The following is a 23,617-nucleotide window of genomic DNA, read 5'->3' as shown; positions in this document are numbered from 1 at the left end:
TCAACATAGTGGAAATTATCTACCTCGTATTATTAGTACTCAGTATTGTTGGTTGTGCCTTCTTGATTTGGCGCAATGCCAGTTCTGTTTCACGTGAAGAGTTTAATAGGTTACAGGGTAGTTCCAAAGATTTACAGGTTGAATTTGCTAAAATTCAAGAACGGGAGAAGCTATTGATTGCAGATCGGGAACGGTTAACTCGAGAGCTTCGGGAAGAAAGCTTGGCTAGACAGGCGGTTGAACGGAATTTAGAAGGTTCAAATGCTTATTTGAATGCGCAACAGGAACGGCTAAAGGAACAAAAGATTGAAATGGAGAATATGAAGACCCAATTCAATAATGAGTTCCAGGTCATGGCCAATAAAATTTTAGAGGAGAAATCCTTTAAATTCACCCAACTTAACCAACAGAATATTTCTCAGGTCTTGGATCCTTTGAAGGAGAAGATCAAGATGTTTGAGGAAAAAGTTGATAAATCCTACCAACAAGAATCAGCTGAAAGAAATGTGCTCAAAGGAGTCGTTGAGCAATTGATGCAACAAAGTATTCAGATTAAGGATGAAGCCAATAATTTGGCCAAAGCCTTAAAGGGAGATAATAAGAAGCAAGGAAATTGGGGCGAGGTAATTCTTGAACGTGTCTTGGAACGTTCGGGATTGATTAAGGATCAGGAATATAAGCTGCAAGCCTCCGTTGTTGAAGCCGATGGGAAAAGATTTCAACCCGATGCAGTTATTTATCTTCCCGATGAGAAACACTTGATTGTAGATGCCAAATTATCCTTGGTAGCTTATGAACGTGCCGTGAATGCTGATACAGAGGAGGATAGATTACTCTTTGTCAAACAACATGTTCAGTCCATTGAAAACCATGTCCGTGAGCTATCCGCAAAGGATTACCATTCTCTTTATGGGATTCAATCCCCAGATTTTGTGCTATTATTTATTCCCATAGAATCCTCCTTAAGCTTAGCTGTTAATTATAAAGCAGAATTATTCAGTGAGGCTTGGGATCGACGCGTAGTTATTGTGAGTCCATCGACCTTGTTAGCTACACTAAGAACGATTGCAAGTGTTTGGAAACAAGAGCGGCAGAATCGTAATGTGTTGGAAATAGCGAAGGAAGCCGGACTGTTATATGATAAGTTTGTGGGTTTCTTGCAAGACATGGATCAGCTGCAGGGCATTATTCAGAAAGCTTCGGACAAGCACGAAGATGCCATGAAGAAGCTAAGTATGGGGCCTGGGAATGTAATTCGCAAAATTGAACAACTCAAAACCTTGGGTGCCAAAGCCAATAAACAACTCGGAGATAAATATTTGGATGAATAAGCTTCCAAACACCTAATTTACCCACGGCGATATCAAATTTTCATCATTAAGCCTTATTTCAGTTAAATATGGTAAAATATCTTTATTAGTTTGATTTTCAGTTGCAATGACCTAATTTTAAGGAAAGTTCGACCACAAAACAAAATGTCTTATGGAAGATATGATCCTCTACAACCGCTTGCAGTTCGCCTTTACCATTACCTTTCATTACCTTTTTCCGCAATTGACCATGGGCTTATCGCTGATGATTGTCTATTTTAAGTGGAAATTTCTGCGCAGTAATAATATCATTTACAATGATGCCGCCAAATTTTGGATGAAGATCTTCGCCCTGAACTTTGCCATGGGCGTGGTTACAGGAATTCCCATGGAATTTCAATTTGGTACCAACTGGGCAAAGTTTTCGGAATTGACCGGAGGGATTATTGGTCAAACTTTGGCTATGGAGGGGATGTTTTCCTTTTTTTTGGAGTCTTCATTTTTAGGCATGTTTATTTTCGGGGAGAAGCTCCTGGGGCACAAGCTCCATTTTGTGGCCGGTCTGCTCGTGTTTATAGGTTCCTGGGCATCGGGATATTTGATTCTCGCGACGCATTCCTGGATGCAACATCCTGTAGGCTATGAGATCTTGGAAAATGGTAAGTTCGTTTTGAATAACTTCTCTGCACTATTTAGCAACCCTTGGCTGTTGCCTTCATATTTACATAATCAAGCAGGGTCCTTAGTGACAGCCTCCTTTTTTGTTTCCGCCGTCGGCGCCTTTTATATGCTGAGCAATCAACATACTAATTATGGAAAAGTATTCCTGAAGACCGGTGTTGTATTCGGATTGATTGCATCCATTGCTGTAGCCTTTCCGACTGGCGATATGTTAGCCAAGAATGTGGTAAAACATCAACCAGTAACCTTTGCTGCCATGGAAGGGATTTTTGAAACAGAAACCGGTGGATCTGAAATTGTGTTGATCGGTCAGCCTGATATGGAAAACAAGAAACTGGATAATAAAATTGCAGTTCCTAAATTATTAAGCTTTTTAACCCATCAACGTTGGGATGCGACCATTCAGGGGTTAAACGAATTTGATGAAGATATACATCCTACCAATGTTCCTGGATTATATTATAGCTACCATATTATGGCAGGATTGGGAACCATCTTTATAGGTATAATGATCCTTGCTGCATTTTTCTTATGGAAAGATAAGTTGTATCGAATTAAATGGATTTTGTGGGTTCTGATGTTTATGATTCCCTTTCCCTACATTGCCAATACAGCAGGCTGGTATACGGCAGAATTAGGTCGCCAACCTTGGTTGGTTTATAATCTGATGCGAATGGTTGATGGGGTTTCGCCGACCGTTTCTTCCGGAAATACTTTGTTTACACTATTAGGTTTTGTGGGCCTCTATATTTTACTCGGATTATTATTCTTGATGTTGGTATTGAAAATGATTAGAAAAGGACCAGCAACTAGTTTAGCACTAAATTCATAGCTTATGGAAATGTTTTGGTATATCGTTTTGGTTTTTATGTTAGGCATGTATGTGGTGTTGGATGGATATGACTTTGGGGCTGGTATTGTGCATCTATTATTTGCAAAAACTGATGTTGAGAAGAGTGCCATCCGAAATGCAATAGGTCCATTTTGGGATGCCAATGAAGTATGGTTGATTGCTTCAGGAGGGGTTTTGTTCTTTGCCTTTCCAACCCTATACGCTTCTGCCTTTAGTGGCTTTTACCTACCCTTGATGTTGGTATTGTGGTTCCTGATTTTCCGCGCCGTTGGCTTGGAATTGAGAGGTCAAATCCACAATAAATTATGGGAAACCTTTTGGGAAAAAGCATTTGGTATTGCCAGCTTATTCCTAGCTATATTTTTTGGTGCAGCATTGGGAAATGTTGTTCGTGGAGTTAATCTAGGGATGGTGGAAAATGGTGTATCCACCCAAGAACCACATTATTTCTTTTTACAATTATGGAATCCTACGCTAGACCCCATGTCTGAAGTTCATGGTATTATCGATTGGTTCACCATATTACTAGGAGTAGTTTCGGTTATTACTTTAACCATTCATGGTGGGAACTGGATTATCTTGAAGACCTCCACTAGCCTGAACGATAGGCTGAAAGGTATTATCTTCAAGTTGAATATCGCACTTTCCATTTTGGTGCTGGTTACTGCTGGCTTATGGCAATATGTTAAACCTTTTCCATTAAATAGCCTGATGGGACATGCCTGGCTATGGATCTTTCCCCTGATTGCCGGCATTGGATTGGTAGGACAATTCTGGATTAAGAAATTCAAGAAAGATGGAATGGGATTCCTTTTCTCAACCATGTTTATCCTGGGAAGCTTCGCCACTACAGTAGCCTCCTTATTCCCTAATGTATTACCTTCCACCAATAGCATCAACCCTTCTCTGACGATATATAACGTCGCCGCACATGAATACGGCCTCTCAGTAGGCTTATATTGGTTTATAGTAGCCTTTATCCTAGTCGTAATCTACTTTATTATCCAGTTCAGAGTATTTAAAGGAAAGTTGGATGATGTGGGGTATCATTAGGGGAGATAGGAGAAATCAAATTTGATAAAAATGAATAAAAAAATATGAGATTTATAATAGTCTGACTATCACAAATCTCATATCTACTATTTAGTAGCCCACCGCTTTATCATCGCCTCTTGGGTCGGCTCCGGTTTGGAGTTTGCCGTTTTTGAGGATGACGATATTTTCTACGCGGCCGATAGGGCCTCTTTTATTGATTTTGAAGCCATCTTCTTCCAGGCTAATTCGTGTTGTTGAGTCGATAGCTTTTGCTTCTACGTCGATTACGTCAGGTTTCCATTGGTGGTGGAAGCGGGCCGCTGATACGGATTCTTGAGCCGTCATGTCGAATTCCAATACATTTAAGATGGTTTGGAATACCGATGTGATAATAGTTGAACCTCCCGGGGTACCAACAACCATTTTCAATTTTCCATCTTCCTCAATAATGGTTGGCGTCATAGCGCTCAACATTCTTTTTCCAGGCTCAATGGAATTTGCTTTACCACCAAGAAGGCCATACATGTTCGGTGAACCAGGTTTTACAGAGAAGTCATCCATTTCATTGTTCAATAGGAATCCTGCACCAGCTACCCAAACACAAGATCCATAAGAACCATTAATGGTAGTAGTTAAGGAAACAGCATTTCCGTCTTTATCTACAATGCTATAATGCGTGGTTTCTTCTGATTCATAGCCTGGGAACTTTGCCGCTTTTACCTGATCACTAGGAGTTGCCTTGTCCAAACTTACCATTGCCATTCTCTCTTGATTGAATTTAGCATCTGTTAAGTTGGCTACAGGTACCCGGTAATAATCAGGATCTCCTAAATGGGTCGCTCTGTCAGCGTAAATGCGGCGTTCCGCTTCGACCATCGCACGAACAGTGCTATCATGTTGAAAGCCCCATTTTGCTAAAGGATATTTTTCTACAGATTGAAGTAATGCCATTAATGCCACACCACCACTGGATGGAGGCGGCATTGAAATTACTTTATAGTTTTTATACATGCCTACGATTGGATCTCTCCATGAAGCTTGATAATCTTCTAGGTCCTTTAAACTCATGATCCCATTGCCTTTTTTCATTTCAGCAACGATAAATTCTGCCGTTTTACCTTTGTAGAATCCATCTCTACCTTGTTCTGCAATACGTTTTAGGGTTTCAGCGAGTTCTGCTTGTATAAAGTTATCACCGGTTTTCCATTCTGCATCACGAATGATGGCAGCACCCTCCGGATTGAATTTTTGAAAGCGTGCTTTGTAACGGTTGAATTCACCAGCTTGTTGTTCAGTAATTGGGAACCCTTTTTCAGCAAGTTCAATAGCTGGTTGTACAAGGTTTTTCCACGGTAAACTACCATATTTTTTGTAGGCTTCATCCATTCCGGCAACCGATCCTGGTACGCCTGATGCCAATTGGCCATATAAGCTTAAATCTGTAATAGGGTTACCATCTTTATCGAGGTACATGTCACGGGAAGCTTTTGCTGGCGCTTTTTCACGGAAGTCTAAAGAGGCTACTTGGCCATCTTTACCACGGTATACCATAAATCCACCGCCCCCAAGGTTTCCTGCATTCGGATAGACTACTGCCAACGCAAATTTTACAGCAATTGCTGCATCAACAGCATTTCCGCCCTTTTTTAAAATCTCTACTCCCACCTCGGATGCTATCGGGTGAGCCGTCACAACTGCGCCATTCTCAAACTCTGTTTGATCGGTTGCAGTTTGTTGTTTTACTGAGCATGAACCCAGAAAAAAGACGATTAAGAATAAATAAATCAAATTAGGTTTTTTCATGCCGCTAAGATAATAAATTGGTATTATTAGATGAATTATATTAACTTGACTCAAAATTAATATTATGCGATTTTTAAGCCTATGCCTATTGCTTTTTGTTGCAGTTCAATTAAAAGCACAAACCGTTAAGATTCTTACCTATAATATCCATCACGCCAATCCACCATCAAAACCAAATACGATTGATATCGAGGCTATTGCCAAGGTGGTGAATGACTCTAAAGCTGATATCATTGGTATTCAGGAGGTGGACATCAATGTGTCCCGTTCTGAACTCATGAATCAAGCTGAAAAGCTTGCTGAACTTACTGGAACGGAATATTTTTTCTCTAAAGGTATTGATTTGGAGAAAGGATACTACGGGATTCTCATTTTAAGCAAACATAAAATTGTTGGAAAAAGACGCTATGACTTGCCAATGCCTGTGAAAAGTGAAAATCGTTCTCTGGCAATCGTAGATGTGGAACTTCCAGGGGGTAAAACTGTTTCCCTTGCCAATACACATTTGGACCTTAAAGAGGAGAACCGAATTGCGCAAGCTGAATTTATTAATGAACTCGGGGAGTTGTATAGTAAGCCATTGATTCTAGTGGGAGACCTTAATGCTAAGCCGGAATCAAAACCTATTCAGATCCTAGAAAAGTATTTCGTAAGAAATACCAAAACTAATCAACCTACTTCGCCAAATGTGAATACCAAGAATGAGATTGATTATATCATGGTGTTGAATAATAGGAAATTCAAGTGGAAAACTTATCATGTGATCAAAGAGGAATATGCTTCTGATCATTTACCGCTGTATGCGGAGATTGAGTTTTAATAGGATAGATGTGAGATATGAGATGGGAGATGTGAGATAGTAAATGGGATAGACCGCTGACGGAGTGGGGGTGAAGATGGGCTATGGTTAGTTCTATTAGGTTTTTGTAGGGGGTAATTTGGTTGAATACGAGCTTGCTTTTTGTATCGGATTATAAATGTAGATATTGGAGGGGCAGGGAATAAACTCCAGAGGAGTTTATTTGTAGAAGGATATGTAATATGAAATAAGCCCGGAGCAATTGCAATCGCTAAAGCGATTGCAATTGCTCCGGGCTGTTTGTTACTAATATTGAACCCCTCTGGGATTCTTGAGAACATTGTTGATTTATTCCTTTCCTTTGAGTTTTTCGTTGTTTTTATGGCGGTCTGCGTCGCGTATATTTTTCTTATCGAGGTTTTTCTCCAAGGCGCTGGTGAGGTCGATGCCTGTTTGATTTGCCAAGCAAATCAAGACGAATAATACATCTGCCATTTCATCGCCGAGGTTGACCTCTTCATCTGATTTTTTGAAGGATTGTTCGCCGTATTTTCTGGCCATAATACGCGCAACTTCACCAACTTCTTCCATTAGCATGGCGGTGTTGGTTAATTCATTAAAGTATCGAACACCTGTTGTTGTTATCCATTGGTCTACGGTTTCTTGAGCTTCCTTGATAGTCATGTGTATTGGGTCTAGAAGTTGTCTTTGTCTTTGGTATTCATGATGATGGTCACGGGGCCATCGTTGCGAAGGTCAATCTTCATGTCTGCGCCGAAAATTCCCATTTGAACCGTCTTACCCAATCCATCGGATAGGAATTTTCCCATTTCTTCATACATAGGCTTTGCCTTGTCTGGTTTTCCCGCACGAAGAAAGGAGGGACGATTCCCCTTTTTTGTTTGTGCAAAAAGTGTGAATTGAGAAATCAATAGGATATTGCCCTGAATGTCTTGAATCGACTTGTTTATTAAGCCCTGCTCGTCTGAAAAGATTCTCAGATTGATTAATTTTTGACCCAACCATTGAAGGTCCTCAGAGGTGTCTTCTTCTTCAACACCTAACAAAACTAGTAAGCCATGTTCTATCTTTCCAGTGATATGATCGTCAACTGTGCAAGAAGCATGAGTTACCCTTTGGATTACTGCTCGCATGGATTAAAAGTATTAAGTTAAATTGATTTTGACAAAAATGAATCTGGAATTATCAGTTCTAAAAGGTCATAAATGGAAAATGCCCTTCCGAATGAACGGAAGGACATCTTCTTATTGAGGGGTTTGGTACTATTAAAAACGGATATTCAAGCCCAACATAGCATTGGTTTCTGCCTGTGGGTAATAGAAATTGAAATAGTCTCTCTTTCCTACAGATTGCATGATCGAGCTATAGGTAAATCCTGATGTTGCATATTTCTCATTGAAGATATTGTTCACCATCAAGTTTAAATCAATATTCTTCACTCCGAAAATGGAGAAAGAATAGATCGCCTGGAAGTTGTTTACAAATGAAGGATCAATACTTCTCTTAACTTCATTCGTGTTATCCAAATAAATTCTAGAAATGTACTTGGTCAAGAAACTAAAGCTTAAAGACTCGATTGGCTTATACGTGAAATTGTTTGATAAAACTGTTGATGGAGATTTCGCGATTTCAGTTAATTTATGAGTGATTTTTTCGTATTTATCTACTTCAAAGTTATCGTCGTAAATAGGGATGTTTTCTATAAAATTCTTGATTCTATTTTGGCTTAAAGCAGCGGTTGCTGACCAAGTAAATTTAGGATGTATTCTCCAGCTGGCATCCATTTCAAGACCCATTCTATAACTATTATCCACATTAATACGAACTGCGCTACCTACATCATTTAATGCGCCTGTAGGAATTAGCTGGTCCTTGTACAACATCGCATAAGCATTCGCTCCAATAGTTAGGAATTCATTTCTAAAACGATATCCTGTTTCGATGTCCTGCATTTTTTCAGTCTTAGGAAATGCTCCAATTGGGTTCTCAACATAATCATTCCGAGTCGGCTCTTTACTTGCAAAAGCATATGAAGCGTAGATGTTGGAATTATTATTTAGAAAATAGGTAATACCAGCCTTAGGATTTACGAAATTATGGTTGTCTTCAAAGGAGAAGTCTTTTATCTTGTCATCATCACCTTTTCCATTGTAGATATTATTTCTATACTGAACATCTAGATTAAAGAGAAAGTTGTCCATTCTATAATCTGCTTTTGCATAGAAATTAAAGTCATTCTTATTGGCATGACTGAAGTAATATTTATCCTTTATTTGGCTTTGAGGAACTAGGTTAGCCCAGATGACTTCACCATAATGGTCACCTTTATATTGATTATATGCACCTCCGAAAGTGAAATTCAAATTTGTTGACGGCTTGTACAACAAGGAGTAAGTTAAGCCATAGAAATGGTTATCCAACCATCTTCTTCTAATTAAATCGGTGTCTTCAATAGGTTTACCATCGGATTGAACTGGGGCAATTCCATAGTGCTCCAGATTGTCCATTGGTTTGAATTCTTCATAATAACCTGCTCCACGAGTGTAATGTAAAGCTGTATTAAATATCATCTTCTCAGATTGACGATAAGAATAATTTAAATGAGCATGTGTTTGGGTATAGTTATCAGTCTGATTATCGTAAGTATAGTAATTGTATTTACGATTGCCATTTAAGAATCTATCGCGTTCAGTACCGGAGAGCCAAAGGTTTTCAGCATATTCTTCGATTCGGTAACCATTTTCTTTGAATAAAGGTTCAGCTACGCCATACCAAGCTTGATAGGTCTTCTCTTTACCTGAGAAAACAGTCGCTTTTAGGCTGTGTTTGTCAGTGTAAAGGCCCGCATCAACATACATGGATTTCAGGTTTGAAGAAGCGCGTTCCACATAGCCGTCTGATGAGATCCTGGAGAGTCTGGCATTAAAAGCGAATTTATTGTTAATTAAGCCAGACCCAGCCTTAATAGTGTTTTTCCAAGAGTTGTATGATCCAAATGAGTTATTCAGTTCCAGATAAGGCTTAGTTTCCAAAGCGTCGGTTTGAATATTTAGGGATGCTCCAAATGCGGAGGGGCCATTTGTAGAGGTTCCAATACCACGTTGAATCTGAATACTTTCCGTGCTGGATGCAAAGTCAGGCAGGTTAACAAAGAAAGAGCCCATAGATTCCGGGTTATTCAACGGAATACCATTGAGGGTGACATTGATACGTTCGCTATCAGACCCCCGGATCGTCATACTGGTATACCCGATACCAGCACCTGCATCGGATCCAATAACCACTCCAGGTGTTTGATCCAGTAAATAGGGGATATCCTGACCTAGATTATTTTTATTGATATCTTCCTTGGTTATGGTTTTATATGTTGTTGCAGAATTCTCCTTAGCGCGGGTTGCTGAAACGTAAACTTCTTCAAATTGGAGGACTTGGTCTTTTAATTGAATGGAAAAATTAGCTTGATTTACGGGATTAATTCTTGAAATCTCGGATTTATAACCAATAAAAGAAATTTTTAAGTTATAGAATTGGTTGTTTAAGTTGTCAAAAACGGCGATTCCGTCCTGATTTGTGGATTTAGCCTGGCCATCAATAGCGACGGTTGCACCATTTGCAGAGGCTCCAGATTTGTCTAAAACCCTTACAGTTAACTTTTGTTGAGCAAAGCTCATTAATACAATCAAACATAAGGCTAAAGATGCCCAAAGCTTGTTAAACATAATAAAAAAAATGTTTTAAAGAGTTAAACTTTCTTGTTGAAAGGGGTTACAACAAGTTCTATTTAACCGCCCTATCCCTACGCTGGCATTATCCAGATCAGGTATGTATTTCATGTAAGTTATTGAAATACAGGGTATAATCTCAGCCTGTTTTTGTGTTTATTAACAAGGCACCCCTAATCGATAGGGCAAACATAGGCTTTTGGCTAAATAAAACAAAATTTAAATATATTTGTAACAAATTCGTAATTATTATTTTATTAGTTAAACTCCTAGTATTTTTTTGTAAATTGCCAACATTGCCTCCAAGAGGCTAATTACGCTAACTTTTAAAAAACGGAACTATTAATTTCTTATGAAGTATTACGCTGCTGATGTCGTGTTTCCTGTTGCAGGTCCTGCCATTAAAAAGGGGGTTGTTGCGATGGATGATCAAGGAGTTGTGAAAGGTGTTTTCAATCCTGGTGAAATTGATGAAAATTTGGTAGAGCAATTCAAAGGAGCATTAATCCCTGGGTTTGTGAATGCACATTGTCATCTTGAATTATCCCATATGCTTGGTGTAGTGCCTCGAAATACGGGTTTACCTACTTTTCTTTCTACGGTTATCAATGAACGTGGAAACCATGAAGAGAAGGTTGAAGCTGCGATGGAAGAAGCAGATAAGTTGATGTATGAGAATGGAATTCAAGCCGTTGGAGACCATGTAAACTCAGCCGTAACAGCAAAGATCAAAGAAACAAGTCCTATTAAGTATCATACTTTTGTGGAAGTAATGGCAACGAATAAAGAAGATGTTGTTACTCGAATCGATAATGCCAAAGAAATTGAGTTTCATTTTGATTATAAACACTCCTCAATTACTCCACACGCGCCGTATTCAGGTTCAAAATTCTTATTTAAGACCTTAAAGAAAGCTATTAGTGAAGATAATATCATCAGTATCCATAATCAGGAGAGTGATGAAGAAAATAAATTGTTCCGCTATAATAAAGGAGAGTTTTTAGAATTCTTTAAGAAAATGAATTTAGCAATGGAGGACTTTAGAGCGCAAGCTAGAAATTCATTGCAATCCTTTCTACCTTATATTCCTAGTAAAAACAAATTAATTTTAGTTCATAATACTTATACTTCGATTAAGGATTTGGATTTTGTGGATAGAATGGGTAGGTCCGTATATTTCTGTTTTTGTCCGAAAGCCAATTTATATATTGAAGATAGAATTCCAAAAATTGACAACTTCCTATTAGGTGGTCATGATATCGTTATCGGTACAGATAGTTTGGCATCTAATGATACCTTGGATATTTTAGAGGAATTGAAAGTGATTCATCAGGAGTATCCGGATTTGGATTTCAATGAAACCATCAAATGGGCAACTTTAAATGGGGCTAAGGCATTAAACTTAGAGCATGAGTTAGGTTCATTAGAAGTGGGTAAGAAACCCGGTTTGGTGTTATTAGAAGGTATGGATACTTTCAAATTAAATCCAAAAGTTAAGGTTAGAAGAATTAGATAGTTTCTAATTCTATTTCTTCTTTTACCTTTGTATCCATGAAACATTGGAATATAAGGGTTCGAGGGAAAGTTCAAGGGGTCTTTTTCAGGGCTTCCACGAAGGCCGTTGCTGATCAATTAGGGGTAAAAGGTTTTGTTCTGAACGAATCGGACGGATCTGTCTATATTGAAGCAGAAGGAGATTCCTTTGGTTTAGAGTCCTTACTTGGGTTTTGTCAAGAAGGGTCTGAACATGCCGAGGTCAGCCAAGTTGAGTATCAGGAATCTGATGAAATCAAAGGGTTCCGGAATTTTGAAGTCAAAAAGAAAATCAAATAAGCGTGTCGGTAGTTAAGAAATTTGTCAGCGATACGATGATTTATGGTTTCTCAACCATCTTATCACGAATGCTTGGGTTCTTGATGACCCCTTTCTTTACAGCAAGATTCAACACCTCCATTTACGGAGTTTTCACTAATCTTTTTTCTTATGCGTCCATGCTGAATGCTATTATTGCATTTGGGATGGAGACGACATTTTTTCGGTATCTCCAAAAGGAAGATGTCGATAAAGATCGGGTATTCGACAATAGTTTCTTTATTACCTTAATTACGACAGCCATATTTTTGTTGTCCGTATTTACCTTTACAGAGCCTATAGCATCCTTCATCAGTACGGGTGACAATATTCCAGATTACATATTATACGTCAAGTTTTTTGCCTTAATAATTGCTGCGGATGCCATTGCGGTGGTACCTTTTGCGAAATTGCGAGCAGGGGGGCGGCCAATTCGGTATGGACTGGTGAAATTGATCAATATCTTGGTGTTTATAGCTGTCAATTTTATTTTATTGGCATGGTTGCCGGAATGGAACAAAAACTCTGAATTTTTTAGAGAAATCAGTTCGGGATGGTTTCGTGAAGGTTGGTTAGGCAATGTTTTTATAGCCAATTTAACAGCAAGTTTGGTTACTCTACTCTTGTTGATCCCTCAAATAATAGGCTTTCGATTCCGTTTGGATAACAAGTTGATTAAGAGTATGCTAAGCTATTCTTTTCCAATTTTAATTGCCAATATTTCCTATATCATCAATGAAAATCTGGATAAGATCATGTTTCCGAGGTTGCTTCCGGGTGAACAAGGTGATATGGATCTTGGAGTCTATGGAGCAGTTGCGAAAATTGCCATATTTTTAAATCTTTTTGTTACTGCATTTAGATTAGGGGCTGAACCATTTTTCTTTTCATATTCCAAAAATGAAAATGCAAGAAAAACATATGCCATGATCATGGAGTATTTTGTGATAGTAATGGTTATCGTTATGATAGGAATTTGTGCCAATTTGGATTGGTTAAAAGGCTTTATTCGTGGCGGTGCATTAAATCCAGAGGCTTATTGGTCGGGATTATATATTGTCCCAATTTTACTTTTCAATTACGTGTTATTAGGGGTGTATATGAATCTATCGATCTGGTACAAGCTTTCCGATCAAACCCGATATGGTCTTTATATTTCCGGAGTAGGTGCCATCATAACCATTATTCTGAATCTAATTTTGATTCCCAGGTATTCGTATGTTGGAGCAGCCTTATCCACTACAAGTGCTTATTTGGTGATGGTAGTCCTTTCCTATTTCTGGGGGCAGCAAAACTATTCTATTCCTTATAATTCCAAGAAAATTACAGCTTATTTATTGATGGGACTGATTGTATCCTGGTTTGCCTATTTCGGGCATTTTTGGATAGGAAATTTGGTATTTCTACTGTTTTTGGGAGTAGCATTTTATTTGGAGAAAAATTCCCTTTTAAAAATCCTAAAAAGGAAATAATCAATATCCTGAGGCATAAAAAAGTCGCTTATTTAAGCGACTTCTTCTGCAAAATTAAATCTTATTTCCTCTAGTACTTCCAGGATTTCATTGACATCCTGAAGGCTTACTAGTTTCATTCTATATTCTTTAAAATTCGGGATACCTTTGAAATAGTTGGCGTAATGACGACGCATTTCAAATATTCCGGTTTTCTCGCCTTTCCATTCGATAGATTTGGTCAGGTGAGTGTAGCAAACATCGACACGTTCTGAAACCGTAGGTCCCTCTAAACGTTCCCCCGTATTAAAGAAGTGTTTCACTTCTCTAAAGATCCAAGGATATCCAATGGACGCTCTACCAATCATGATTCCATCGACTTCATATTCTTGTCTCCAAGCAGCTGCTTTTTCCACGGAATCGACATCTCCATTTCCGAAAATCGGAATTTTGATTCTTGGGTTTCTTTTTACATCCTTGATCATTGACCAATCTGCTTGGCCTTTATACATTTGAGCACGCGTACGACCGTGAATCGCTAAAGCCTTAATGCCAATATCCTGCAAGCGCTCAGCTACCTCATATACATTTTTCGTGTTGTCATCCCAGCCTAAGCGAGTTTTTACTGTCACAGGTAAATGAGTTGCTTCTACGACTGCTTTCGTCATAGCCACCATCTTGTCGATATCTTGCAATAAGCTTGCACCAGCACCCCGACATGCCACATTCTTGACAGGACAGCCGTAGTTGATATCAATCAAGTTTGGATTTGCTGCGGTACAGATTTCAGCAGATTGACGCATATGTTCAATGTCAGATCCAAAAATCTGAATACCAATGGGTCTTTCGTACTCAAAAATATCAAGCTTTTGGCGTGATTTAGCAGCATCACGAATTAATCCTTCGGAAGAAATAAATTCAGTATACATCATATCCACTCCATTTTGTTTACATACGTAACGAAATGGTGGATCACTGACATCTTCCATTGGAGCCAACAATAACGGAAACTCCCCTAAATCAATATGTTCGCCTATCTTTACCGACATTTTGTTGAAATTTTTACAAAGATAGCGATTTAGTATTTAGTAGTTAGTATTTAGTAGTTAGACCTATGGCGAGCTAACCGTTTCAAAGCCTAAACTCGATAAACAAAGCGCTCTAAATACTAAATACTCTATACTAAATACTACAAAACGAAGCGTTCTAAATACTCTATACTAATTACTTACTACAAAACAACGCGCTCTAAATACTCTCTACTAAATACTAAATACTACCAGAGAATTTTTTGATGGCTTCCATTGGGTTTTGGGTTTTCATAAAGTTTTCGCCGATTAGGAACGCATTAAAACCAGCTTTTTTGAGTGCTTTAATGGTTTCTGGGTCGGAGATTCCACTTTCAGAAACTTTAATATACTGGCTTGGTATTTTGTTGACCAGATCATAGGAGTGGTCCAATGAAACGCCGAAATCCTTTAGATTTCTATTGTTTACTCCGATTGCGTCAATGCTAGGGAATATGCTTTTATTTAATTCCTCTTCATTGTGTACTTCTAACAATACGTTAAGTCCCAAAGATTTGGCGTATTCAGAAAGCGATTTAATTTCTTCCTTTTCCAAACAAGCAGCAATCAAGAGGATGATGTCAGCTCCATAAGCTTTAGCTTCTGCTATTTGATAAGAATCAACAATAAATTCCTTTCGTAATAGTGGGATTTGAAGAACGTTTCTGGCAGCTGTCAAATCCTCCAATGAACCTTGAAAAAAATCATGGTCGGTCAAGACCGAAATAGCGGAAGCACCAGCGTCTTGATAGCCTGCGACTACCTCTTCTACTGTTGAAGTGCCATTTATCAAGCCTTTTGAAGGAGATGCTCTTTTATACTCAGCGATAATCCCCGTTTTATTAGGATCCAGGATGCTTTCCCTCAGGTTGTAACAAGTCCTTTGAAACAAAGGCATTGCTTCCAATTCCGCCAAGCTAACTTTTGTCTTGGCCGCTGCGACTTCCTCCTTTTTCCTGATTACTATTTTATCTAAAATGGTCATAATACTAAAAGCTGTTGATGAATTTTATTGAGTTCCTTTAATCCAGTTAGCAATTAATGTTTTTCCATTATCCGTTAGAATGGATTCAGGGTGGAACTGCATGCCCTTGACATCATATTTACTATGTGTTAAAGCCATAATAACACCATTAGGGTCTACAGCAGTAACCTTCAGGTCCTCAGGTAAGGTATTCGGGTCAACCGCCCATGAATGGTATCTACCGATTTTAGAGTCCTCTGGGAAGTTTTGAAACAAAGGTTCGCTTGGATCCGTGATATGGATTGAAGTTGCCACGCCATGTAAGGGTTTAGGCATGTTGAACAATTTTCCGCCAAAAACCTCCGCAATCGCTTGTTGTCCTAAGCAAATACCTAGAATGCTTTTAGTAGGAGCATAGGTTCGGATGACATCGAGTAATAAACCGGCTTCTTCAGGAATCCCTGGTCCAGGAGACAGGAGGATCTTATCGTATTTATCTACGTCTTCCAGATTGAATTTATCATTTCTAACGACTACATAGCTTTCCTTCAATTCTTGAAGGAGATGTACCAGATTATAGGTAAAGGAGTCGTAATTATCGATTACTAATATGGGTTTGCTCATTTTATAATGTTTCCGCTAATTCTAAAGCCCTGCGAAGAGCTGATATTTTATTGTTTACTTCTTGTAATTCTTTTTCAGGATCGGAATCTAATACGATTCCTGCTCCAGCTTGATAATGGAGGAAGTTTTGTTTACTCAGGAAAGAACGAATCATAATGGCATGATTAAAATCGCCATTGAATCCCATGAATCCTATTGCTCCAGAATAGAAAGAGCGTTGCAGTCCTTCATAACGATCAATTAAGTTGATTGCCATGTGTTTAGGTGCTCCAGAGAGCGTTCCAGCAGGGAAGGTATCACCGACTACATCAAATGGGTTTGTGTTTGGGTTCAATGTACCGCCGACCTTGGATACTAAATGGATAACATGGGAATAATATTGTGCCTCCTTGTAGGATTTTACCTGAACATGATTGCAATGTCTACTCAGGTCATTTCTAGCTAAGTCTACAAGCATGACGTGTTCGGCACTTTCTTTTGGGTCGTTTTTCAAGTCTTCGGCAATCTTTTCGTCCAGATCCATGTCCCCCGTTCGTTTAAAAGTCCCGGCGATAGGATAGATGGTAGCTTGATCTTTTTTAATGGTCAATTGAGCTTCAGGCGAAGATCCAAAGAGTTTGAAATCTCCATAATCAAAATAGAAGAGATAAGGAGAAGGATTTATGGAGCGTAATGCCCGATAAACGTTGAATTCATCACCTGAGAATGGGGTTTCAAAGGCACGAGAAGGCACAATTTGGAAAACATCACCACGTTGGATATGTTCTTTCATTTTGTTTACCAATGCTTTGAAATCCTCGTCTTTCATATTCGAAGATTCTTCACCTTTTAATTGAAAGCTGTATTCCGGAAAGTTTTTATTCTGAATCAAGAACTGCATTCTTTCTAGGTCAGAGGTTTCTTTTTCCAATAAATTTTCAAAAATGAAGAGTTGGTTTCTGAAATGATCTATGGCGATCACATATTTGTATATATGATATTGAAGAATAGGGATGTTTCTTCTATTATCCCTTTTGGCAGTTAGTTGAATATCCTCATAATATTCAACTGCTTCGAAGGTGAAATATCCGAATAAACCATTTGTAATGACCTTAACATCCGGGATTGGGTCAGAATGAAAAGATTGCCTAAAATTGGAAACTTCCTCTCGGAGGTTTATTTCTGAGGCTTTTTTAGTGATTTTCTTTTCATTGGGAAGACTAATCTGAAGTTCATCATTTTCAAGGATGATACTTGCGACAGGTTGACAACAGATATAGCTGATGTTATTGTCGCGACTATGGTATTCGGAACTTTCAAGCAGCAAGCTATTTGGGAAGGTGTCCCTTAGCCTTAAGTAGATACTTACAGGGGTAGTGGTATCAGCTAAGATTTTCTTATAGTTAGTATTAAATTTATAGTTCATATGTGTTTAATAATCATATGTAAAAGTATAAAAAAAGCCCGACGAAATTCGTCGGGCTACCATTCTGTGGTTTTGGTTGATTATGAAAAAATTTTTATCTAAAATATACCACGCTCCCGACTTATTTAGTCAGAAGCCACCAACGGTTGGTATATTGAATTATAGTCTTCATTATCTCACAAAATTAATAGAAAAATTGAATATTCAAACTTTATTTGTGAAAAAAGCAAAGATTAGGCAAGATTTTTAGTCATTTAGCAAATCTGGTCTTCTTTGTTTTGTTCGGATTAGTTGTTGTTCATGACGCCATTCAGTTATTTTGGCTTCATGTCCACTTAATAAGATATCAGGCACTTTGTGTCCATTCCAATCGACGGGGCGGGTATAAATTGGGGCATCCAACAGGCCATCTTGAAAGGAATCGGAAAGGGCTGAGGTTTCGTCGGATAGCACTCCGGGAATTATTCTGACGATTGCATCGACTAAAATTGCAGCGGGTAATTCACCACCAGACAGGACATAATCACCAATTGAAATTTCTCGGGTTACATAAATATCCCGGATCCGTTGGTCAATACCTTTATAGTGACCACATAAGATGATGATATTTTCTGCAGAACTGAGTCCATTAGCAATTTCCTGATTGAGGGTCTCTCCATCAGGGGTCATATAAATTATTTCATCGTAATTTCTTTCAGCCTTTAATTTTTCGATGCATGCTGCAAATGGAGCGATTTGCATGACCATTCCGGAGCCACCCCCATAGGGATAGTCGTCTACTGATTTTTGTTTGTTTACTGCATAATCTCTAAGGCTATGTATATGAATAGATGTTAGGCCCTTTTTCTGCGCTCTTTGTAGAATAGAGTGGGCAAAAGGGCTATCCAATAACTGAGGTAAAACAGTAATAATATCAAATCGCATATGCAAATGTACGGGATTCTAGTCTATTTCTTGTCCAAAAAATGAGATAGAAATGTGAATAAGTAAAGGTTAAAAAATTATAATGAGATTGTTATTGTGTCAAATTTGTGACATTAAATTTAATTACAGCAAATAAGTCTAAAGTAATTTAATTTTTAAAACTATAAGATGTTGCCCAAGGGTTAAATAAACACAAAATTAGCGAGCTGAATATTATCCTTTTCGATAATAATTAAAAGATTATTATTTATTCCTAATACAGGTAGAAATAAATGAAAATAAAATGGGCTTTTTTTGCTAAAAATGTTGTGTAATAATAGATTTGGCGCTAGTTTAACAATTACTAACTTTTAGCCAATAAAGATTAGAACCAAATTTATTTAACTAAAAACAACAAACATGAAACAAAGATTACTCAGTGTTCTGCTGCTGTGTACTATGCTAATTGGTGTAGTCTATGCGCAAAATCGGCAGGTGAGGGGGAAAGTTACGTCTGCTGCTGACGGGAGCCCAATCGGTGGAGTTTCCGTTCTCGTTCAAGGAACGAATGCAGGCACGCAAACAGATGGTAGTGGAAATTACTCTGTTCAGGTGGGCGACAATGCTACTTTAACTTTCAGGTATATAGGATATGCCTCACAAACCATTTCCGTTGGTTCACAATCTGTGATCAACGTTCAGTTGATTGGTGATGATAATGCCCTTGAAGAAGTTATTGTAACTGGTGCTTACGGTATTAGAGAAAATACCAGGGCATCCGTTTCCTCAGCCCAGACATTGACTGCTGAAAAAGTAAATGTCACCAGACAGCCAAATTTAAACAATTCTCTTGCTGGCCAAATTAATGGTCTACAGGTTAGGTCTCAATCGGCGGCAGCTTTGGGAAGACAAACAGAGATACGATTAAGGGGAGCTTCGGGCTTTTCAAGTGGAGCAGGTGCAATTTACGTTGTAGATGGAACTATTTTGCCCAACTCTGATGACATAAATATTGATGATGTTGAATCGGTTTCAGTTCTTCAAGGACCTGCAGCATCTGCTCAATTTGGATCTCAAGGTGCCAACGGTGCTGTAGTCATAACTTTGAAAAAGGCTTATAGAGGAGATTATCTCGGTGTAGATGTAAATGTTGGTGCAAACTTTGATAATGCCTATATAATGCCGAATTACCAAAATTCATATGCAGGTGGTTCTTCACAAGCAATGACTCAATATGTTTGGCAGTCTAATCATCCCGCGGAATGGAAGGCTCTTGATGGTAAATATTACCATGATTATTCCGACGATGCTTCATGGGGTCCTAGAATGGTAGGTCAGGAATATATTCCATGGTATGCTTGGTACGGAGGCCATGACAGATCCTTTAAGACAGCTTCTTTGACACCGCAACCTGACAATGCTCGCGATTATTTCGAAACTGGGGTGGTGTTAAATAATGGAATTTCAATCTCCAAAGGAGGTGATAATTATGCAACAAGGTTTTCATACAATAATCAAAACGTTAACGGTTTAATCCCTACATCTGGACTAGATCGCCATCTATTGAATTTTTCTGGAGAATTGGACTTAAATGAGAAGTTCAAGGTTGGTGCGAATATTAATTATATTTACCAAAACCTTAAGGGTGAGATTGACGATGCCTATTCCAATCAGTCAACTGGTTCATTCAGTCAGTGGTTTCATAGAGACCTAGATATAAACATTCTTGAGGAATTAAGAGGACTGACTACCCCGGATGGAATCTATGCATCTTGGAACAAAGCAAATCCAACCGCCTATAATCCAGCTAATGAGAGAGGTTTTTATGCAGCAAATTATTGGTACAATCCATATACCTATTACGATTTGATAAATAGGTTCAATCAAAGAGACAGAGTATATGGAAATGTTTTTGCTAGATATCAAATTTATAGCGATTTGAGTATACAGGCTACCTATAGAAAGCAACAGAATACAACTTTTTGGGAAACGAAATATAGCTCAGACCTGAATAAAAGCGGTCTCCAAACAACAGGTAACAATGCTCTAGCAAAAGGTTATTATGGTACTGGGAATACGTATTCCAATAGGAGAAATATTGAGTTTTTGTTAAACTATCGCAAGGAAATTAACGACTTTAGTGTAGATGCTAACTTAATTGCTGATTTTTACCGTTCTAAAAACAATGAAAACTCAGGGAATACTGTTGACGGTTTAACTGTTGATAATCTTTATACCTTGGCCAACTCAGTAAGTCAGGCTAACCAGTATAACTGGCGTGAACAGGAGGCATATAATGCTTTGATGTTCAGGGGAACTTTTGGATACAAGAACTATTTATTTGCGAACCTAACTTTAAGGAACGATTGGTTCTCTACATTACCCCAAGACAACAATTCAGTTCTGTCTAAATCATTCGGAGCATCTTTTGTGTTTTCTGACCTTATTAAGGAGTCTACGCCTTGGTTAAGTTACGGAAAGTTACGCTTCGCATGGGGAGAAATACCTAAGGCTTTGGGTGTCAATTCAACTACATTTGGAGCTTACAGATACCCAGGTTCTGAATATGGTGTTGGCCAGTTTAAATGGAACGGGAATTCCTTGACCTCTACACCTGATGTAATCGTGGATCCTGATATAAAAGGATCAGTTGTTACACAAAAGGATCTAGGATTGGAATTACGTTTCCTTAAAGATCGCATTGGAGCCGAATTCACATATTTTGACGGTACAGAAATTGGGTTTCCTCAATCCATCACCATCAATGGCGCAACAGGCTATTCAACGTTGTTAACCAATGTTGGAGAAATCGTTAAACAAGGGGTTGAATTTAGGGTTTTTGGTGAGCCTGTCCAAACCCAAGATTTTAATTGGAGGATTGGAGCAACTTATTCAAACCTTGTCAAAAACGATGTAAAGGAGATTAGTGCCAAATATGATATTAATAGGCTGAATGTGGCCGGGGTTTGGGGTTCTACAATGCCATACTTGGTTCACAAAGAAGGGATGAGATGGGGTCAAATCTACGGAAACGGAATCAAACGGAATGACCAAGGGGTTCCTATATTGAACGCTGAAGGTCTTTATGAAAATGATCCAGCCGTATTTTTTGGTTCAGTTCTACCTAAACATACAGGCGGGGTTCAGAATACTTTTCGCTATAAAGACTTTTCTCTTTCTGCAAATATTGACTGGTCGATCGGTGGAAAGTTTGTTTCCCTTTCAAATATGTTTGGGTCATATTCAGGACTAACGGCAAGAACTGCTACAGTTAATGATAAGGGTAATCCAATTCGAGATGATGTTAATGACGGAGGAGGTGTCCGTGTTGACGGTGTTGATAAGGATAACAATCCTGTTACCCACTATGTTGGTGCTCAAGATTATTACCACTGGTTGAACGACAATAAAACTTATGATGATTTCATTTATGATCTAACATTTGTAAAACTGAGAGCGGTTTCTATAGGTTATAATATACCTGTTAATAAATTAGGTTGGAATAAGGTTCTTCGAACTGCTAGCATTTCAATCGTTGCTAATAACCCATTGTTGCTATATGCAAAAACCAAGGATTTTGATCCTTCAGAAGTTTCAGCTCTTCAAGGTGAAACTGGTCAGTTGCCAGGTACTAGGGGGTTCGGTTTTAACCTACGTTTTGGCTTTTAATTGTAGAAAACATGAAAAAGAGAATTTTATATATTTTATTATCTGTTAGCGTTTTAGCTACCAGTTGTGATTCGTTATCTGATTTCGGAGATACCAATGTTAACCCCAATGCGACGACTGATCCTAAATCAGAGGCTCTGTTGACAAATGTGCTGGCGGGGATGGGAGGTTATGCATCAAATACCCACTATCAGCCTGGGCTCTATGCTCAGTATATTTCAGAAACCCAATACACTGATGCGTCTATGTATTCACTTGCGCAGAATGCATTTGTAGGGTTCTATTCTGGACATTTAAATGATTTAAAGGATTACGCTACAAGGAATCCCGACAATGTGAATGCAAATGCTGTTGCTACAATTCTGCAGCAGTACATATTTCAGTACTTGACCGATTGCTGGGGTGATCTACCTTATTCTGAATCTTTGAAAGCAATGGAGATTGTCACGCCGAAATACGATACCCAGGAACAGATTTATAAAGGAATGATTGCTGCTCTAAAAGATGCCGAGGGCAAACTGTCCTCCAATGCTGGTGCAATCGTGGGAGACATTGCGTATGGTGGGAATGTAGGTTCTTGGAAGAAATTTGCCAATTCTCTCCGCATGACAATGGCAATTCAACTGTCAAAAAGGTATCCTGGTGCTACTGATTATGCAGCAACTGAATTTAAGGCAGCATTAGGTGATTCTGATGGATATATCAAAACTAACGCAGACAACTTCAAGTTGAGCTATCCTGGAGGCAATTTCAAGAACCCTTGGCGAAATACATATGACGGTCGTAAGGATTATGCAGAAAGCAAGACTATGACTGATATCATGGCTTCCTTAAATGATAGTAGACAGAACGCTTTTGGCGGTGCGAACGACGATTTAACAGCTTCAGATGCCTTTACGACTTCAAATGTTGGTTTTCCCTATGGTTTGCAACGGCCGGATGCTGAAGCGTTTGCAAGTGCTAATACAAACTTTGCAAGAGTTTTGAGGGGAGATTTCAGGACCGAAACTGCACCCTACGTAATCCTTAGCGCCGGCCAAGTTTCCTTGGCTAGGGCAGAGGCAGCAGCAAGGGGATGGACCAATGAAAATGTCAACACAGTATACCGTGAAGGGATTACACTGAGCTTCCAACAATGGGGAGTTTCTGTGCCATCTTCTTATTTTAACCAGAGTTCTGTAGCACTTTCTGGAGGAGCATCGGATTTGAATAAAGTTATTCTTCAACGTTATATTTCTCATTATCCAGATGGAAGGATGGGATGGAATATTTGGAGAAAATCTGCTGTGCCTACACTGACACCAGCTCCGGGGGCACCGGCCGGGACAACAATTCCTAGAAGGTTTGTGTTTACAACTTTAGAATACTCTACAAATCCCAATGTTAATGAGGCAGTTTCGCGTCTAGACGGAGGTGATAAGATGTCTTCTAGAATATGGTGGGATAAATAATCGTAAAG

18 protein-coding genes and 1 riboswitch are annotated in these 23,617 nt (G+C 38.7%); of the genes, 9 read left to right on the top strand and 9 right to left on the bottom strand.

What is annotated here, in order from left to right; all coding sequences use genetic code 11:
- Positions 1 to 8: 8 nt before the first annotated feature.
- The 3 genes from PZ892_RS15585 (at position 9) to cydB (ending at position 3,897) form a co-directional block, all read left to right on the top strand.
- Positions 9 to 1,331: a DNA recombination protein RmuC gene (locus PZ892_RS15585; protein WP_094280582.1), complete on the top strand. Its 1,323-nt coding sequence runs from the start codon at positions 9 to 11 to the stop codon at positions 1,329 to 1,331.
- Positions 1,332 to 1,482: 151 nt separating this feature from the next.
- Positions 1,483 to 2,823, top strand: coding sequence for a cytochrome ubiquinol oxidase subunit I (locus tag PZ892_RS15580; RefSeq protein WP_094258474.1), 1,341 nt, complete (start codon positions 1,483 to 1,485; stop codon positions 2,821 to 2,823).
- Between the two features lie 3 nt (positions 2,824 to 2,826).
- Positions 2,827 to 3,897: a cytochrome d ubiquinol oxidase subunit II gene (gene cydB / locus PZ892_RS15575; RefSeq protein ID WP_094258475.1), complete on the top strand. Its 1,071-nt coding sequence runs from the start codon at positions 2,827 to 2,829 to the stop codon at positions 3,895 to 3,897.
- Positions 3,898 to 3,987: 90 nt separating this feature from the next.
- Here the strand turns inward: cydB and ggt are convergent, their stop codons facing one another.
- Entirely contained in the window at positions 3,988 to 5,682 is a 1,695-nt protein-coding gene (ggt, locus tag PZ892_RS15570) for a gamma-glutamyltransferase (protein WP_094258476.1), read from the bottom strand.
- 64 nt (positions 5,683 to 5,746) lie between these two features.
- Between ggt and PZ892_RS15565 the strand changes: the two genes are divergently transcribed.
- Positions 5,747 to 6,502 (top strand): endonuclease/exonuclease/phosphatase family protein, encoded by a 756-nt coding sequence (locus PZ892_RS15565; RefSeq protein WP_094258477.1) that lies wholly within the window; start codon positions 5,747 to 5,749, stop codon positions 6,500 to 6,502.
- A 327-nt stretch (positions 6,503 to 6,829) separates the two neighbouring features.
- Here the strand turns inward: PZ892_RS15565 and PZ892_RS15560 are convergent, their stop codons facing one another.
- The 3 genes from PZ892_RS15560 to PZ892_RS15550 form a co-directional block, all read right to left on the bottom strand.
- Positions 6,830 to 7,165, bottom strand: a complete 336-nt coding sequence (locus PZ892_RS15560) for a nucleotide pyrophosphohydrolase (protein WP_094258478.1) — start codon at positions 7,163 to 7,165, stop codon at positions 6,830 to 6,832.
- Between the two features lie 11 nt (positions 7,166 to 7,176).
- Positions 7,177 to 7,635: a D-aminoacyl-tRNA deacylase gene (gene dtd, locus PZ892_RS15555; RefSeq protein ID WP_094258479.1), complete on the bottom strand. Its 459-nt coding sequence runs from the start codon at positions 7,633 to 7,635 to the stop codon at positions 7,177 to 7,179.
- 132 nt (positions 7,636 to 7,767) lie between these two features.
- The gene (locus PZ892_RS15550) at positions 7,768 to 10,221 is read right to left on the bottom strand and encodes a TonB-dependent receptor (RefSeq protein ID WP_277711472.1); all 2,454 of its coding nucleotides are present in this window, start codon (positions 10,219 to 10,221) and stop codon (positions 7,768 to 7,770) included.
- Between the two features lie 57 nt (positions 10,222 to 10,278).
- Positions 10,279 to 10,409: riboswitch (TPP riboswitch) on the bottom strand.
- Positions 10,410 to 10,576: 167 nt separating this feature from the next.
- Between PZ892_RS15550 and PZ892_RS15545 the strand changes: the two genes are divergently transcribed.
- The 3 genes from PZ892_RS15545 to PZ892_RS15535 are packed head-to-tail and all read left to right on the top strand — an operon-like array spanning position 10,577 to position 13,547.
- The gene (locus PZ892_RS15545) at positions 10,577 to 11,740 is read left to right on the top strand and encodes an amidohydrolase family protein (RefSeq protein WP_094258481.1); all 1,164 of its coding nucleotides are present in this window, start codon (positions 10,577 to 10,579) and stop codon (positions 11,738 to 11,740) included.
- A 35-nt stretch (positions 11,741 to 11,775) separates the two neighbouring features.
- Positions 11,776 to 12,057, top strand: coding sequence for an acylphosphatase (locus PZ892_RS15540; RefSeq protein ID WP_094258482.1), 282 nt, complete (start codon positions 11,776 to 11,778; stop codon positions 12,055 to 12,057).
- Positions 12,058 to 12,059: 2 nt separating this feature from the next.
- On the top strand, positions 12,060 to 13,547 hold the full coding sequence (locus tag PZ892_RS15535) for a polysaccharide biosynthesis C-terminal domain-containing protein (RefSeq protein WP_229678352.1): 1,488 nt from the start codon (positions 12,060 to 12,062) through the stop codon (positions 13,545 to 13,547).
- 32 nt (positions 13,548 to 13,579) lie between these two features.
- On the opposite strand, the gene dusB is transcribed toward PZ892_RS15535, so the two are convergent.
- The 5 genes from dusB to trmD all read right to left on the bottom strand — a co-directional run bounded on the left by dusB (position 13,580) and on the right by trmD (position 18,510).
- Positions 13,580 to 14,575, bottom strand: coding sequence for a tRNA dihydrouridine synthase DusB (gene dusB, locus PZ892_RS15530; RefSeq protein WP_094258484.1), 996 nt, complete (start codon positions 14,573 to 14,575; stop codon positions 13,580 to 13,582).
- Positions 14,576 to 14,795: 220 nt separating this feature from the next.
- Positions 14,796 to 15,578, bottom strand: a complete 783-nt coding sequence (gene trpC, locus PZ892_RS15525) for an indole-3-glycerol phosphate synthase TrpC (protein WP_277711471.1) — start codon at positions 15,576 to 15,578, stop codon at positions 14,796 to 14,798.
- A 24-nt stretch (positions 15,579 to 15,602) separates the two neighbouring features.
- On the bottom strand, positions 15,603 to 16,181 hold the full coding sequence (locus PZ892_RS15520; protein WP_094258486.1) for an aminodeoxychorismate/anthranilate synthase component II: 579 nt from the start codon (positions 16,179 to 16,181) through the stop codon (positions 15,603 to 15,605).
- A 1-nt stretch (position 16,182) separates the two neighbouring features.
- Positions 16,183 to 17,586 (bottom strand): anthranilate synthase component I family protein, encoded by a 1,404-nt coding sequence (locus tag PZ892_RS15515; protein ID WP_277711470.1) that lies wholly within the window; start codon positions 17,584 to 17,586, stop codon positions 16,183 to 16,185.
- A gap of 246 nt (positions 17,587 to 17,832) precedes the next feature.
- Positions 17,833 to 18,510, bottom strand: coding sequence for a tRNA (guanosine(37)-N1)-methyltransferase TrmD (gene trmD / locus PZ892_RS15510; RefSeq protein WP_094280576.1), 678 nt, complete (start codon positions 18,508 to 18,510; stop codon positions 17,833 to 17,835).
- Between the two features lie 399 nt (positions 18,511 to 18,909).
- Between trmD and PZ892_RS15505 the strand changes: the two genes are divergently transcribed.
- Positions 18,910 to 22,158 carry a SusC/RagA family TonB-linked outer membrane protein gene (locus tag PZ892_RS15505; RefSeq protein WP_277711469.1) on the top strand — a complete coding sequence of 1,083 codons (3,249 nt, stop codon included), beginning with the start codon at positions 18,910 to 18,912 and terminating at the stop codon, positions 22,156 to 22,158.
- Positions 22,159 to 22,169: 11 nt separating this feature from the next.
- A complete protein-coding gene (locus tag PZ892_RS15500; protein WP_277711468.1) occupies positions 22,170 to 23,609 on the top strand; it encodes a SusD/RagB family nutrient-binding outer membrane lipoprotein in 1,440 nt (479 codons plus the stop codon).
- Positions 23,610 to 23,617 lie beyond the last annotated feature (8 nt).

The organism is Sphingobacterium sp. WM (genome assembly GCF_029542465.1).
Taxonomy (GTDB): Bacteria; Bacteroidota; Bacteroidia; order Sphingobacteriales; family Sphingobacteriaceae; genus Sphingobacterium; species Sphingobacterium cellulitidis.
This window is presented reverse-complemented; position numbering and strand designations above follow the sequence as displayed.